We start from the raw sequence: 15,087 nt of genomic DNA, 5'->3' as shown, positions 1-15,087 counted from the left end.
CCAACGCGAGCAGGCTCACTCCTACATAAAATCTGTGCAGTGCTTCGACGTTAGCTCGCGGAAAAAGACACTGCCAGACGCCCATAAAAAATGCCCCGTATCGATTGATACGGGGCATTTCTGTTTAAGCGCTGAAGACCCGCTTGTGGCGGGTCAGACAACGTCAGGCAACGGCTTCGCTGCGCTTGCCCAGCAGGCGATCGCAGACCACGGCGACCACCAGGGTCATCACGCATGGCACCAGCCACGCCAGACCCTGCTCGCTCAGCGGCAGGTGCGACAGCTGCGACGGCATCCAGTCAGCCAGACCGGCGCCCTTGAGCGCGTCGATGGTGCCGAACAGGAAAGATACCAGCATCACCGGGCCGAGGATCCGACCGTGTTCATGCCAGAAGTCCTTGCAGAAGCTCAGAGCCACCAGAACGATGCATGGCGGGTAGATCGCGGTCAGCACCGGGATCGAGAACGCGATCAGCTTGGTCAGGCCCAGGTTCGACACCAGCAACGAGAACGCGGCCAGGATGATCACCAGGGTCTTGTAGGACAGTGGCAGCACGCGACTGAAGTATTCGGCGCACGCGCAGGTCAGACCGACCGCCGTCACCAGGCACGCCAGCGAGATCAGCACCGCGAGGAAACCGCTGCCCAGCGAACCGAAGGTGTGTTGCACGTAAGCATGCAGCACCGCCGCGCCGTTGGTGGCACCGACCGCGACTTCGTGGCTGCCGGAGCCGAGGCGGAACAGGCTGATGTACACCAGCGCCAGACCGACACCGGCGATGAGACCGGCAATGATCGCGTAACGGGTGATCAGCGCAGGCGACTCGACGCCACGGGAGCGGATCGCGTTGACGATGACGATACCGAACACCAGCGCGCCGAGGGTATCCATGGTCAGGTAACCATTGATGAAGCCCTGGGAGAACGGTGCCGCGACATATTCCGGCGTGGCCTGACCGATATCACCCGCCGGCAAGGCGAACGCGGCGATGCCGAGTACCGCCAGGGCGATGATTTTAAGCGGCGCGAGGAAACGCCCCACGGTATCGAGCAGACGGCCCGGATACAGCGAGATGAAGAACACCAGCAGGAAGTACACCGAGCTGTAGAGGAACAGCGCCAGCGGGCTTTCGCCGGTCAGCGGCGCCAGACCCACTTCGAACGACACGGTCGCGGTCCGCGGGGTGGCGAACAGCGGGCCGACCGCCAGGTAGCATGCCGCGGCGAGCACACCACCGGCGATCTTGCCGATCGGACTGCTCAGCGCATCCATCGCACCACCGACCTTGGCCAGGGCGACGACGGTGACCACCGGCAGACCGACGGCCGTGATCAGGAAGCCCAGCGCCGCCATCCAGACGTTAGGTCCGGACTGCAGGCCGACGATAGGCGGAAAAATGATGTTGCCGGCCCCGACAAACAGGGCAAATGTCATAAAGCCCAGTGCCAGGATGTCCTGACCTTTCAAAACTTTCATTAAGGAAATACCACACTACTGAATCGGAATTTAGAGGGGGATTTCCCTGTGGGGTTAGGGAAATGCTGTCAGTCCGTATAAGACTGACCCGTTTAGCGCGTTGCATGCCTTGTGGGCGGCAGACGCAAAAATGGCTGCTAGCCTAACGAATTTGTCTGACAAACGCACTGTTTGAGGGCGAACTATCCGATACACGACGTGTCTGTGTCGCGTTTACGCATTTAAATTTCATAAACAAAGCAAAGATCAAAAGATCGCAGCCTTCGGCAGCTCCTACGCAGGATCATCTGTAGGAGCTGCCGAAGGCTGCGATCTTTTGATCTTCAGAAACAACAAAGGCCACCCGAAGGTGGCCTTTGTCTGGTGAAGCGTCAGTCAAGCACGAGGCTTACTTGACAGCCCAACCGGTCAGCTCGGCCAGGGCCTTGCCGATGTCTGCCAGCGAACGCACGGTTTTTACGCCTGCGTCTTGCAGCGCAGCGAATTTCTCGTCTGCAGTGCCTTTGCCGCCAGAGATGATTGCGCCAGCATGGCCCATGCGCTTGCCCGGAGGAGCAGTCACACCAGCGATGTAGGAAACAACCGGCTTGGTCACGTGTGCCTTGATGTAGGCAGCCGCTTCTTCTTCAGCCGAACCGCCGATCTCGCCGATCATCACGATCGCTTCGGTCTTCGGGTCTTCCTGGAACAGCTTCAGGATGTCGATGAAGTTCGAACCCGGGATCGGGTCACCACCGATGCCGACGCAGGTCGACTGACCGAAACCGGCGTCAGTGGTCTGCTTCACAGCTTCGTAGGTCAGGGTGCCGGAACGCGAAACGATACCGACCTTGCCTGGCAAGTGAATGTGACCTGGCATGATGCCGATCTTGCATTCGCCTGGGGTGATCACGCCTGGGCAGTTAGGGCCGATCAGGGTAACACCCAGCTCGTCGCACTTAACTTTGGCGTCCAGCATGTCCAGGGTAGGAATGCCTTCGGTGATGCAGACGATCAGCTTGATGCCGCCGAACGCTGCTTCCAGGATCGAGTCCTTGCAGAAAGGAGCCGGAACGTAGATCACGCTGGCGGTAGCGCCAGTGGCAGCTACTGCGTCTTTAACGGTGTTGAACACTGGCAGACCCAAGTGCTCGGTGCCGCCTTTGCCCGGAGTTACGCCACCAACCATCTTGGTGCCGTATTCGATGGCTTGCTGGGTGTGGAAACTACCTTGCGAACCGGTAATACCCTGGCAGATAACTTTGGTGTCTTTATTGATCAGGACGCTCATTATTTGCCCTCCGCAGCTTTGACAACTTGTTGAGCAGCGTCGGTCAGGCTGGTAGCAGCGATGATGTTCAAACCGCTTTCTGCCAGTACTTTAGCGCCCAGCTCAGCGTTGTTGCCTTCAAGGCGAACAACAACCGGGATTTTCACGCCGACTTCTTTCACTGCACCGATGATGCCTTCGGCAATCATGTCGCAACGAACGATGCCGCCGAAGATGTTAACCAGTACTGCAGCGACGTTGGTGTCGGACAGAATGATTTTGAATGCTTCGGTAACGCGTTCTTTGGTAGCACCACCACCTACGTCGAGGAAGTTGGCTGGCTTGCCGCCGTGCAGGTTGACGATGTCCATGGTACCCATGGCCAGGCCGGCACCGTTGACCATGCAGCCGATGTTGCCTTCCAGGGCTACGTAGTTCAGTTCGAACTTGGCAGCGTGCGCTTCGCGCGGATCGTCTTGCGACGGATCGTGGAAAGTCTTCAGCTTAGGCTGACGGTACATGGCGTTGGCGTCGATGTTGATCTTGGCGTCCAGGCAGTGCAGATCGCCGTCAGCCTTGATCACCAGCGGGTTCACTTCCAGCAGGGCCAGATCGTGATCCTGGAACAGTTTGGCCAGACCAACGAAGATCTTGGCGAACTGGGCAACTTGCTTGCCTTCCAGACCCAGTTGGAACGCCAGCTCGCGACCCTGGAACGGCTGAGCGCCAACCAGTGGATCGATAGTGGCTTTCAGAATTTTTTCTGGAGTGTCGTGAGCGATTTTCTCGATGTCCACGCCACCTTCGGTGGAAGCCATGAACACGATGCGACGGCTCGAACGGTCAACGACAGCGCCCAGGTACAGCTCTTTAGCGATATCAGTGCACGATTCAACCAGGATCTTGGTGACTGGCTGACCATTGGCGTCAGTCTGGTAAGTCACCAGACGCTTGCCCAGCCACTGCTGTGCGAAGGCCTTGGCGTCTTCTTTGTTGCGAACCAGCTTGACGCCGCCCGCTTTACCGCGACCACCGGCGTGGACCTGGGCTTTGACAACCCACTCGCTGCCGCCGATTTTGTCGCAAGCTTCTGCTGCTGCTTCCGGGGTGTCTACTGCGTAACCAGTGGAAACTGGCAGGCCGTATTCAGCGAACAGCTGCTTACCCTGATACTCGTGAAGATTCATGCTTTTTACCGTCTTCGTTAGGTACTGCGCATTCGGCGCTGCGCTCTTGATGAGTGCCGCGCCACCTGTGACTGCTGCTTGCGTAGCCTTTCCGGATACCCGGTGCAGCTACGCAAGACTGCGTCCAGCGGACATTCCGCGGTGAGACTTGCTCGCAAGGCTCACGACGGGCCGTTACCGCCGTGGTTTCTTATTGTGTCTTAACGCTTCTTGCGGTTGGCAATGTGGATGGCGCCGCCATTCACAGCCAGAGCAGCTTCGTGCAAGGCTTCAGACAGGGTCGGATGGGAGAAAACCATCATGCCCAGGTCTTCAGCGCTGGTGCCGAATTCCATACCGATCGCGCCCTGCTGAACCAGTTCTGCAGCGCTCGGGCCAATCACGTGCACGCCCAATACGCGGTCGGTCTTGGCATCAGCGATGACCTTGACGAAACCACCGGTATCGTTGGCGGCCATGGCACGGCCGGAAGCGGCGAACGGGAAGGTGCCGACGTTAACTTCAACGCCTTCGGCTTTCAAGGCCTGCTCGGTTTTGCCAACCCACGCGATTTCCGGGTGAGTATAAATAACCGAAGGGATCAGGTCATAGTTCATCTGGGCTTTGTGGCCCTTGATGCGCTCGACAACCATGATGCCCTCTTCCGAGGCCTTGTGCGCCAGCATCATGCCGCGAACCACGTCACCGATGGCGTAAACGCCCGGTACGGTGGTGGCGCAGTGATCGTCAACGTGCACGAAACCGCGCTCGTCCAGGGTCACGCCGCTGTCGGCAGCCAGCAGATCAGTGGTCACCGGACGGCGACCAACGGCTACGATCAGCTTGTCGAAAGTGATGGTCTGTTCGCCGTTGGCATCGGTGTAGTTAACAACGACTTCGTCGCCGTTGACTTTGGAACCGGTGACGCGAGCGCCCAGCTTGATGTCCAGACCCTGCTTGGTCAGGGTTTTCAGCGCTTCCTTGGAAACGGCGGTGTCCGCTGCCATCAGGAACGTGTCCAAAGCTTCCAGGACAGTCACTTCTGCACCCAGACGCGACCAGACCGAACCCAGTTCCAGACCGATCACGCCAGCGCCGATCACGCCCAGACGTTTAGGTACGGATTGGAATTCCAGAGCGCCAGTCGAATCGACGATGACTTTCTGATCGACCGGAGCCGGCGGAATGTCGATCGGACGCGAACCTGGAGCCAGGATGACGTTTTCGGCTTCGATGACTTCAACCGAACCGTCCGGCTTGGTGACTTCGACTTTCTTGCCAGCCAGCAGCTTGCCGTGGCCCTGGATCGAAGTAACGCCGTTGGCCTTGAACAGAGTGGCAACGCCGCCAGTCAGGTTCTTGACGATGCCAGCCTTGCGGCCAACCATCGCAGCGACGTCCATTTTGACTTCGCCGGTCGAGATACCGTGAACGTTGAAGCTCTCTTTGGCTTCCTTGTACTTCCAGGAGCTGTCCAGCAGCGCCTTGGACGGAATGCAGCCGACGTTCAGGCAAGTACCGCCGAGGGCCTGTTTGCCTTCAGCGTCGGTGTACTTCTCGATGCAGGCAGTGGTGAGACCCAGCTGCGCGGCCTTGATGGCAGCTACATAGCCGCCAGGGCCGGCACCGATCACTACTACGTCAAATTTCTGCGACATTCAAAAAATCCTCTTTAGCGAAAAGCTTCAAGCCGCGCGCTGCGGGCCGTACCGCCGTTGCCGACGATACGCCACCCGCAGCGCATGGCTGCTTCTATCAGATATCCAGCAACAGACGAGCCGGATCTTCCAGCAGGTTCTTGATGGTCACCAGGAAGGTTACAGCTTCTTTGCCATCGATCAGGCGGTGATCGTAGGACAGTGCCAGGTACATCATCGGACGGATCACGACCTGACCGTTGATGGCCATAGGACGCTGGATGATGTTGTGCATGCCCAGAATCGCTGCCTGCGGCGGGTTGACGATCGGGGTCGACATCATCGAACCGAAGGTACCACCGTTGGTGATGGTGAAGGTACCGCCGGTCATCTCTTCCATCGACAGTTTGCCGTCACGGGCCTTCTTGCCGAATGTAGCGATGCCGCCTTCGATTTCAGCCAGGCTCATCAGCTCGGCGTTACGCAGAACCGGTACGACCAGGCCACGGTCGCTGGAAACGGCAACACCGATGTCGGCGTAGCCGTGGTAGACGATGTCTGCACCGTCGATCGAAGCGTTGACTGCCGGGAAGCGTTTCAGCGCTTCGGTGGCAGCCTTGACGAAGAACGACATGAAGCCCAGGCGTACGCCGTTGTGGGACTTCTCGAACAGGTCCTTGTACTTCGAACGCAGCGCCATGACTTCGGTCATGTCGACTTCGTTGAACGTGGTCAGCATTGCCATGTTCGACTGGGCTTCAACCAGACGCTCGGCAACCTTGGCACGCAGACGGGTCATCGGTACGCGCTTCTCAACGCGATCACCGGCAGCGAATACCGGAGCAGCAGCGGCTGGAGCAGCGGCTTTTGCAGGAGCAGCAGCCGGAGCGGCTTTCTTCGCGGCAACAGCAGCCACCACGTCTTCCTTGGTCACACGACCGCCTTTGCCGGTGCCGGCAACGGAAGCGATGTTGATGCCGTTTTCTTCAGCCAGCTTGCGCGCAGCCGGAGCAGCAACAGGATCATCTTCGCCTTCGGCAGCAGCGGCAGCAGCGGCCGGAGCAGCAGCGGCGGCTGGAGCAGCGGCAGCAGCGCCACCCGCTTCGATGGAGCCCAGGACTTCGTCGGACAGAACGGTGTCGCCTTCGTTCTTGACGATTGCGCCCAGCACGCCGTCAGCGGTCGCCAGCACTTCCAGTACGACTTTGTCAGTTTCGATGTCGACGATCAGGTCGTCACGCTTGACAGCGTCGCCCGGTTTTTTGTGCCAGGTGGCAACGGTGCCATCGGCAACCGATTCCGGGAAAGTGGGGGCTTTGATCTCGATAGCCATTATCTGTGGTTCCTTAAATTCGGTTTCAGGTGCGCGAAGGCGTTAAACGGTAAACGCGTCTTGCAGCAGTTTTTCCTGCTGCTCGGCGTGCATCGATGCGTAACCACATGCTGGGGCAGCAGAAGCCTCACGGCCCGCGTACTCGAGTACGAGAGACTTGTCGAGGTTACCGATGCTGCGACGCAAGTGATGCTGGCTGCAGTACCAGGCACCCTGGTTCATCGGCTCTTCCTGACACCAGACGGCATGCTTGACGTTGGTATAAGGCGCCAGGACTTCTTTCAAGTCGTCCTCAGGGAATGGATACAGCTGCTCGATACGCACGATGGCGATATCGTCACGGCCTTCGGCACGACGTTTTTCCAGCAGGTCGTAGTAGACCTTGCCGCTACACAGAACAACGCGCTCGACCTTTTTCGGGTCTAGGGCATCGATTTCCGGGATCACGGTCTGGAACGAACCTTCAGCCAGATCTTCCAGAGTCGAGACGGCCAGCTTGTGGCGCAGCAGCGACTTCGGCGTCAGCACTACCAGAGGTTTGCGCAGCGGGCGAATCACCTGACGACGCAGCAAGTGGTAGATCTGGGCCGGGGTGGTCGGCATGCATACCTGAATGTTGTGCTCGGCGCACAGCTGCAGGTAACGCTCAAGACGAGCCGAGCTGTGCTCAGGGCCCTGACCTTCGTAGCCGTGTGGCAACAGCATGGTCAGACCGCAGAGACGGCCCCACTTGTGTTCGCCGCTGGTGATGAACTGGTCGATAACAACCTGTGCACCGTTGGCGAAGTCGCCGAACTGGGCTTCCCAGATCACCAGCGCGTTTGGCGTGGTGGTCGAGTAACCATATTCGAAGGCCAATACCGCTTCTTCCGAGAGGAACGAGTCGTACAGGTCAAAGCGTGGCTGACCGTCGTACAGGTTCTGCAGCGGAATGTAGGTGCCCGCGTCTTTCTGATTGTGCAGCACAGCGTGACGGTGCGAGAACGTACCGCGGCCGATGTCCTGACCAGTCATGCGGATCGGGTGACCTTCGAACGCCAGGGTCGCGTACGCCATGGTTTCGGCGTAACCCCAGTTGATCGGCAGGCCGCCGGCTTGCATCTTCTGACGGTCTTCGTAGATCTTCGCGACCTGACGCTGAACCACGAAGCCTTCCGGAATTTCCAGCAGCTTGGCGGACAGTTCCTGCAGGGTCTTCAGGTCGAAACGCGTGTCGTGACGCGCAGTCCAGGCGTGGCCCAGATACGGACGCCAGTCCACGAACAACTCTTTGTTCGGCTCTTTGACCAGCGATTTCACTACATGCAGACCGTTGTCAAGCGCGTTGCGGTATTCGTCGACCTTGGCCTGAACACGCTCAGCGTCCAGCACACCGGCCTGAGTCAGGCGATCCGCGTACAGCTCACGGGTGGTGCGCTGCTTGGTGATCTGCTGATACATCAGCGGCTGGGTGCCGCTTGGCTCGTCGGCCTCGTTGTGGCCGCGACGACGGTAGCAGACCAGGTCGATCACCACGTCACGCTTGAACTGCATGCGGTAATCGATGGCCATCTGGGTCACGAACAGCACGGCTTCCGGATCATCACCATTCACATGGAGGATCGGCGCCTGGATCATCTTCGCAACGTCGGTGGCGTACTCGGTGGAACGCGAGTCCAGCGGGTTGCTGATGGTGAAACCGACCTGGTTGTTGATCACGATGTGCACGGTACCGCCGGTCTTGAAACCGCGGGTCTGCGACATCTGGAAGGTTTCCATGACCACGCCCTGACCTGCGAATGCAGCGTCACCGTGGATGGAGATCGGCAGCACCTTCTCACCGGTCGGGTCGTTACGACGATCCTGACGGGCGCGAACCGAACCTTCTACCACCGGGGAAACGATTTCCAGGTGGGACGGGTTGAACGCCATGGCCAGGTGAACTTCACCGCCGGTGGTCATCACGTTGGACGAGAAGCCCTGGTGGTATTTGACGTCACCGGAACCCAGCTCGACCTTCTTCTTGCCTTCGAACTCGTCGAACAGCTCGCGCGGGTTCTTGCCGAAGGTGTTGACCAGCACGTTCAGACGGCCACGGTGGGCCATGCCGATGACGACTTCCTTGGTGCCGTAGGAACCGGAACGCTGGATCAGTTCGTCGAGCATAGGAATCAGGCTTTCGCCGCCTTCCAGACCGAAACGCTTGGTGCCCGGGTATTTGGTGCCCAGGTATTTTTCCAGGCCTTCACCGGCAGTGACGCGCTCGAGCAGGTGGCTCTTGATGTCGGCGGAGTACGTCGGACGACCGCGCACGCTTTCCAGACGCTGCTGGAACCACTGGCGCTGCTCGGAATCGGTGATGTGCGTGAATTCAGCGCCGATGGTGCGGCAATATGTCTGCTGCAACGCTTCGTGAATTTCGCGTAGGCTCGCTTCCTCTTTGCCGATGAACAGGTCGCCGGCACGGAAGGTCGTATCAAGATCGGCATTGGTCAAGCCGTAATGATTGATCGACAGGTCTGCAGGTGCAGGACGCTGCCACAGCCCCAGCGGGTCAAGCTGGGCTGCCTGGTGGCCACGCATACGGTAGGCCTGGATCAATCGCAGCACTTCAACTTGCTTCTTCTCGTGCTCACTGCTCACGCTCCCGGCGGAAACCGGTTGGGCGCGGCGCTGGTTCTTTGCCAGCAGCACGAAATGATCGCGAATTGTGGAGTGCGAAACATCAGTGGCAGAGCTGCCGTCGGCAGGCAGCTTCTGAAAGTAGGTGCGCCACTCTTCTGGCACAGCGTTAGGGTCGTGCAGGTAGAGCTCATAAAGCTCTTCCACATAGGCAGCGTTTCCACCTGAAAGGTAGGCGCTGTTCCACATGCGCTGCATCACGCTTTCTTGCATGCTTGGTCACCCTCGGTTAGGGGAACACCATCGGCGTCAATACCGAGCAAACTTGCAGAAGTCCGAATGCAGCGACCAAAACAAGCCACTTAGGATCACGCTGATAGTCCGGGTACCAGCCCGGATGCCCCTGCTTGTCTCATTTCTTCAAAATAAGAGCTGCAGCTTGTGGCTACTGCTCTGGTTATAGCCATGACGCGGGTTGAAGCCCGCGCCACAGCCTCTTCGTTACAGCGGTTCTACGGTTACAGCAGCTGAATCACACGCCGCTCGAAAGCAACATGTTACGGATGTGACCGATGGCCTTAGTCGGGTTCAGGCCTTTCGGACATACGTTGACGCAGTTCATGATGCCCCGGCAGCGGAAGACGCTGAACGGATCATCGAGCGAAGCCAGACGCTCGGACGTCTTGGTGTCACGACTGTCTGCCAGGAAGCGATACGCTTGCAGCAGGGCAGCTGGACCCAGGAACTTGTCCGGGTTCCACCAGAAGGACGGGCACGAGGTCGAGCAGCAGGCGCACAGGATGCACTCGTATAGACCGTCGAGCTTTTCACGCTCTTCTGGGGACTGCAGACGCTCGATGGCCGGAGCCGGCGTGTCGTTCTGCAGGTAAGGCTTAACCTTCTCGTATTGCTTGTAGAAGATGCTCATATCGACAACCAGGTCACGGATAACCGGCAAACCTGGCAGCGGACGAACGATCAACTTGTTGCCTTTTACGACAGCGGACAGCGGCGTGATGCACGCCAGGCCGTTCTTGCCGTTGATGTTCATACCGTCGGAGCCGCAGACGCCTTCACGGCAAGAGCGACGATAGGAGAAACCCTCGTCCTGCTCTTTGATCAGGGCCAACACGTCCAGCACCATCAGGTCTTTACCACCGGTATCGACCTGGAATTCCTGCATGAACGGCGCAGCGTCCTGATCAGGGTTGTAGCGATAAACACTGACTTGCAACATGGCGATCACCCTTAATAAGTCCGGACTTTAGGTTCGAAAGTCGGAACAGTCTTCGGCGAGAAGTTTACGGCACGCTTGGCGACGCGTTTCTCACCCGGGAAGTACAGGGTGTGGCACAGCCAGTTTTCGTCGTCACGGTCTTCGAAGTCTTCACGGGCGTGAGCGCCGCGGGACTCTTTACGCACTTCGGCCGCGATGGCGGTAGCTTCAGCCACTTCCAGCAGGTTTTGCAGCTCCAGAGCTTCGATACGCGCGGTGTTGAACGCTTGCGACTTGTCGTTGATCTTCACGTTGGCGATGCGCTTGCGCAAATCGGCCAGCTGAGCGATGCCCTTCTGCATGTATTCGCCAGTGCGGAATACACCGAAGTAGTTCTGCATGCAGCTTTGCAGCTCGCGACGCAGGGTCGCCACGTCTTCGCCATCGGTACGGCCGTTCAGCGCGTTCAGACGCGACAGGGCAGCTTCGATGTCGGCTTCGGTAGCGTCGTCGTATTCGATGCCGTCGGTCAGCGCCTTTTCCAGGTGCAGGCCGGCAGCGCGGCCGAATACCACCAGGTCGAGCAGCGAGTTGCCGCCCAGACGGTTGGCACCGTGTACCGATACGCAAGCCACTTCACCTACGGCGAACAGACCAGGAATGATCTGATCCACGCCTTCGGCGTTCTGGGTGATCGCCTGACCATGAATGTTGGTGGCAACGCCGCCCATCATGTAGTGGCAGGTCGGAACAACCGGAACCGGAGCAACCACCGGGTCAACGTGTGCGAAAGTCTTCGACAGTTCGCAGATGCCTGGCAGACGGCTGTGCAGCACTTCCTCGCCCAAGTGGTCGAGTTTGAGCATTACGTGGTCGCCATTCGGACCGCAACCGTTGCCGGCGATGATTTCTTTAACCATCGAGCGGGCAACCACGTCACGACCAGCCAGGTCTTTCGCGTTCGGAGCATAACGCTCCATGAAACGCTCGCCGTGCTTGTTGATCAGGTAACCACCTTCACCACGGCAACCTTCGGTCACCAGTACACCGGCGCCGGCGATGCCGGTCGGGTGGAACTGCCACATTTCGATGTCTTGTACCGGTACGCCAGCACGCAGCGCCATGCCAACGCCGTCACCGGTGTTGATCAGGGCGTTGGTGGTGGAGGCATAGATACGGCCAGCACCGCCAGTGGCCAATACGGTAGCCTTGGCGCGGATGTACGAAGTTTCGCCGGTTTCGATGCAGATCGCGATCACACCGACGAACTCGCCTTCCTGGTTTTTCACCAGATCGACAGCGTAGTACTCGTTCAGGAACGTGGTGCCGGCTTTCAGGTTGCCCTGATAAAGGGTGTGCAGCAGCGCGTGACCGGTACGGTCGGACGCTGCGCAGGTACGTGCAGCCTGGCCGCCTTTACCGTAGTCCTTGGACTGACCACCGAACGGACGCTGGTAGATACGGCCTTGCTCGGTACGCGAGAACGGCAGACCCATGTGGTCCAGCTCGAAAACGGCAGCCGGGCCTTCCTGACACATGTATTCGATAGCGTCCTGGTCACCGATGTAGTCGGAACCCTTGACGGTATCGTACATGTGCCAACGCCAGTCATCGTTCGGGTCAGCGGACGCGATCGCGCAAGTGATGCCGCCCTGGGCGGATACAGTGTGCGAACGGGTCGGGAAAACCTTGGTGATCACCGCAGTCTTGTGACCGCCTTGTGCCAGTTGCAGCGCAGCGCGCATGCCGGCACCGCCACCACCAATAATGATGGCGTCGAAAGAAATCGTTGGAATGTTAGCCATGACTCAGATACCCCAGAGAATCTGCACACCCCAGACGAAGTAAGCGAACATCGCAACGCCGCATACTGCCTGGAAAAGGAAACGTATAGCCGTCGCGGACTTGCCGAACGCCATTGGCGTCAGGTAGTCAGTCGCGATGGTCCACATGCCGACCCAGGCGTGAGCGCCGAGAGCAACAAGGGCCAGGAGGCTGAAAATACGCATCCCGTTGTGGGCGAACAGTTCATGCCACTGGGCGTACTCGAGGCCTGGGTGGGCCACGACGTATCCGATCAGAAAAATGAAGTAAGCCGCGAGAACGACCGCCGACACACGTTGCGCCATCCAGTCATAGAGGCCCGAACGCGAGAGGTTCGTGACGTTAGTTACCATATCCAGACTCCTGCCAGAACGATTACCACCACGGAAACGGCGATAACGATTTTCGAGCCCAGCTTGCCGCCTTCCAGCGTCTCACCGATGCCCATGTCCATGATCAAATGGCGCACACCGGCAACCAGGTGATACAGCAGAGCGGACAGGATGCCCCAAATCACTAGCTTGGCTAGCGGACTGGTCAGACACGCTTTCACCTGACCGAAGCCTTCCTCGGAGCTCAGCGACTTGTCCAATGCGTAAAGCATGATGGCAAGGCACACGAAGAGGATGACACCGGAGATACGGTGAAGAATGGACGTGTAAGCAGTGACTGGGAGTTTGATGGTCCTTAGGTCTAGGTTTACAGGTCGTTGGCTTTTCACGGCTTTTTTTTCACACTGAAGAGCCCCTAACAATCAGGGCAAAGTTGTTGGGGAGTGCACTGGTCAGGTAACCACCACCCAGGGATGCGACCCCCAATGAAAGCAAGCCCAAAAGCCCTTGGCGGTCGGTGGCCGAGTATAGACAGTTAGGCTACTAATGACAACGCAATCACCTACCCCCAATAGCTGATTGCACAAGTCGCATAAAAGGCGTAAATGGCAGTCAATTTCGAGGAAAAAGTGCGCTTAAAGCCTTCTGGAGCAAGACTTTAGGCAAATTGACATTCGAATTTATCTCACTATAGTGGTGCGGGCCCTGCGTGGGGGGTCTGTCTGATGGTTCAAGCATAAATAGGAGGCCACATGGCTGACAAAAAAGCGCAGTTGATCATCGAGGGCGCAGCCCCCGTCGAGCTGCCCATTTTAACCGGCACCGTTGGTCCCGATGTAATCGATGTTCGGGGCCTGACGGCCACGGGCCGCTTCACTTTCGACCCGGGTTTCATGTCGACCGCCTCGTGCGAATCGAAGATCACCTATATCGACGGCGACAACGGCATTCTGTTGCACCGCGGCTACCCGATCGAACAGCTGGCTGAAAAGTCGGACTACCTGGAAACCTGCTACCTGCTGCTCAACGGCGAACTGCCGACCGCAGAACAGAAGGCCCAGTTCGTCAGCACCGTGAAAAACCACACCATGGTTCACGAGCAGCTGAAAACCTTCTTCAACGGCTTCCGTCGCGATGCCCACCCAATGGCCGTCATGTGCGGCGTAGTCGGCGCCCTCTCGGCCTTCTACCACGATTCCCTGGACATCAATAACCCGCAGCATCGCGAAATCTCCGCGATCCGTCTGGTTGCCAAGATGCCGACCCTGGCAGCGATGGTTTACAAGTACTCCATGGGCCAACCCATGATGTACCCGCGCAACGACCTGACGTACGCGGAAAACTTCCTGCACATGATGTTCAACACCCCGTGCGAGATCAAACCGATCAGCCCGGTACTCGCCAAGGCCATGGACCGGATCTTCATCCTCCATGCCGACCACGAGCAGAACGCATCGACCTCCACCGTGCGTCTGGCAGGCTCCTCGGGTGCCAACCCGTTCGCCTGTATCGCCGCCGGTATCGCCGCACTGTGGGGCCCTGCCCACGGCGGTGCGAACGAAGCCGTATTGACCATGCTTGACGAGATTGGTGATGTGTCCAACATCGACAAGTTCATCGCCAAGGCCAAGGACAAGAACGATCCGTTCAAGCTGATGGGCTTCGGTCACCGCGTTTACAAGAACCGCGATCCGCGCGCGACTGTAATGAAGCAGACCTGCGACGAAGTACTGAAGGAACTGGGCATCAACAACGATCCGCAACTCGAACTGGCCATGCGCCTGGAAGAGATCGCGCTGACCGACCCGTACTTCATCGAGCGCTCGCTGTACCCGAACGTCGACTTCTACTCGGGGATCATCCTCAAGGCGATCGGCATTCCAACCAGCATGTTCACCGTGATCTTCGCTCTGGCCCGTACTGTGGGCTGGATCTCGCACTGGAAAGAAATGCTCTCCAGCCCGTACAAGATTGGCCGTCCGCGCCAGTTGTACACTGGCTACGAGTCGCGTGATATCACCAAGCTGGAAGACCGCAAATAAGGCTTGTCTTGCGATAACGTCTTGAAGTTGTATCGGGAACGGCCTCTTATATAGAGGCCGTTTTTGTTTGTCTGGTCGCAGCGGCCTGTGGGCCGACTGGGTTTTGGGGTTTTGGGTGCATATCCGTTGCTGCGGTAACGGCCTCCTATGGTTCCGCCCTTACGGCGGGTCACTTTTGACAAACGCCTCAAAAGTAACCAAAAAGTCTTG

Annotated in this window: 11 protein-coding genes; 1 reads left to right on the top strand and 10 read right to left on the bottom strand. The window is 58.4% G+C overall.

The window, feature by feature from the left end:
* Positions 1 to 163: 163 nt before the first annotated feature.
* The 10 genes from brnQ to sdhC form a co-directional block, all read right to left on the bottom strand.
* Entirely contained in the window at positions 164 to 1,477 is a 1,314-nt protein-coding gene (gene brnQ, locus JN524_RS25260) for a branched-chain amino acid transport system II carrier protein (RefSeq protein ID WP_027614038.1), read from the bottom strand.
* Between the two features lie 388 nt (positions 1,478 to 1,865).
* Positions 1,866 to 2,747 (bottom strand): succinate--CoA ligase subunit alpha, encoded by an 882-nt coding sequence (gene sucD / locus JN524_RS25255; protein ID WP_003223019.1) that lies wholly within the window; start codon positions 2,745 to 2,747, stop codon positions 1,866 to 1,868.
* Positions 2,747 to 3,913: an ADP-forming succinate--CoA ligase subunit beta gene (gene sucC, locus JN524_RS25250; RefSeq protein ID WP_003223015.1), complete on the bottom strand. Its 1,167-nt coding sequence runs from the start codon at positions 3,911 to 3,913 to the stop codon at positions 2,747 to 2,749. The genes sucD and sucC overlap by 1 nt, the downstream gene beginning before the upstream one ends.
* A 200-nt stretch (positions 3,914 to 4,113) precedes the next feature.
* Entirely contained in the window at positions 4,114 to 5,550 is a 1,437-nt protein-coding gene (gene lpdA / locus JN524_RS25245) for a dihydrolipoyl dehydrogenase (RefSeq protein ID WP_003223013.1), read from the bottom strand.
* Between the two features lie 97 nt (positions 5,551 to 5,647).
* Complete coding sequence (gene odhB, locus JN524_RS25240; protein ID WP_202371104.1) at positions 5,648 to 6,862, bottom strand: 2-oxoglutarate dehydrogenase complex dihydrolipoyllysine-residue succinyltransferase; 1,215 nt, start codon at positions 6,860 to 6,862, stop codon at positions 5,648 to 5,650.
* 42 nt (positions 6,863 to 6,904) lie between these two features.
* Positions 6,905 to 9,736 (bottom strand): 2-oxoglutarate dehydrogenase E1 component, encoded by a 2,832-nt coding sequence (locus JN524_RS25235; protein WP_202371103.1) that lies wholly within the window; start codon positions 9,734 to 9,736, stop codon positions 6,905 to 6,907.
* A 259-nt stretch (positions 9,737 to 9,995) separates the two neighbouring features.
* The gene (locus JN524_RS25230; protein WP_003223007.1) at positions 9,996 to 10,700 is read right to left on the bottom strand and encodes a succinate dehydrogenase iron-sulfur subunit; all 705 of its coding nucleotides are present in this window, start codon (positions 10,698 to 10,700) and stop codon (positions 9,996 to 9,998) included.
* An 11-nt stretch (positions 10,701 to 10,711) separates the two neighbouring features.
* Positions 10,712 to 12,484 carry a succinate dehydrogenase flavoprotein subunit gene (sdhA, locus tag JN524_RS25225; RefSeq protein WP_007962857.1) on the bottom strand — a complete coding sequence of 591 codons (1,773 nt, stop codon included), beginning with the start codon at positions 12,482 to 12,484 and terminating at the stop codon, positions 10,712 to 10,714.
* Between the two features lie 3 nt (positions 12,485 to 12,487).
* Entirely contained in the window at positions 12,488 to 12,856 is a 369-nt protein-coding gene (gene sdhD, locus JN524_RS25220) for a succinate dehydrogenase, hydrophobic membrane anchor protein (protein WP_003222999.1), read from the bottom strand.
* The gene (gene sdhC / locus JN524_RS25215; RefSeq protein ID WP_016773673.1) at positions 12,850 to 13,224 is read right to left on the bottom strand and encodes a succinate dehydrogenase, cytochrome b556 subunit; all 375 of its coding nucleotides are present in this window, start codon (positions 13,222 to 13,224) and stop codon (positions 12,850 to 12,852) included. Before sdhC ends, sdhD begins: the two co-directional genes overlap by 7 nt.
* A gap of 363 nt (positions 13,225 to 13,587) precedes the next feature.
* Here sdhC and gltA point away from each other — a divergent pair, with 363 nt between their 5' ends.
* The gene (gene gltA / locus JN524_RS25210; RefSeq protein ID WP_003222994.1) at positions 13,588 to 14,877 is read left to right on the top strand and encodes a citrate synthase; all 1,290 of its coding nucleotides are present in this window, start codon (positions 13,588 to 13,590) and stop codon (positions 14,875 to 14,877) included.
* Positions 14,878 to 15,087 lie beyond the last annotated feature (210 nt).

This window comes from Pseudomonas sp. MWU318 (assembly GCF_016756945.1).
GTDB classification, from domain to species: domain Bacteria; phylum Pseudomonadota; class Gammaproteobacteria; order Pseudomonadales; family Pseudomonadaceae; genus Aquipseudomonas; species Aquipseudomonas putida_A.
Note: the sequence above shows the minus strand (reverse complement) of the source record. Positions and strands in the feature narration are given on the sequence as shown.

Coding starts and splice junctions, on each gene's coding strand:
- sdhA (WP_007962857.1), bottom strand. CDS start 12,484: ATGGCTAACATTCCAACGATTTCTTTCGACGCCATCATTATTGGTGGT.
- JN524_RS25230 (WP_003223007.1), bottom strand. CDS start 10,700: ATGTTGCAAGTCAGTGTTTATCGCTACAACCCTGATCAGGACGCTGCG.
- sucC (WP_003223015.1), bottom strand. CDS start 3,913: ATGAATCTTCACGAGTATCAGGGTAAGCAGCTGTTCGCTGAATACGGC.
- sucD (WP_003223019.1), bottom strand. CDS start 2,747: ATGAGCGTCCTGATCAATAAAGACACCAAAGTTATCTGCCAGGGTATT.
- brnQ (WP_027614038.1), bottom strand. CDS start 1,477: ATGAAAGTTTTGAAAGGTCAGGACATCCTGGCACTGGGCTTTATGACA.
- odhB (WP_202371104.1), bottom strand. CDS start 6,862: ATGGCTATCGAGATCAAAGCCCCCACTTTCCCGGAATCGGTTGCCGAT.
- lpdA (WP_003223013.1), bottom strand. CDS start 5,550: ATGTCGCAGAAATTTGACGTAGTAGTGATCGGTGCCGGCCCTGGCGGC.
- sdhD (WP_003222999.1), bottom strand. CDS start 12,856: ATGGTAACTAACGTCACGAACCTCTCGCGTTCGGGCCTCTATGACTGG.
- gltA (WP_003222994.1), top strand. CDS start 13,588: ATGGCTGACAAAAAAGCGCAGTTGATCATCGAGGGCGCAGCCCCCGTC.
- JN524_RS25235 (WP_202371103.1), bottom strand. CDS start 9,736: ATGCAAGAAAGCGTGATGCAGCGCATGTGGAACAGCGCCTACCTTTCA.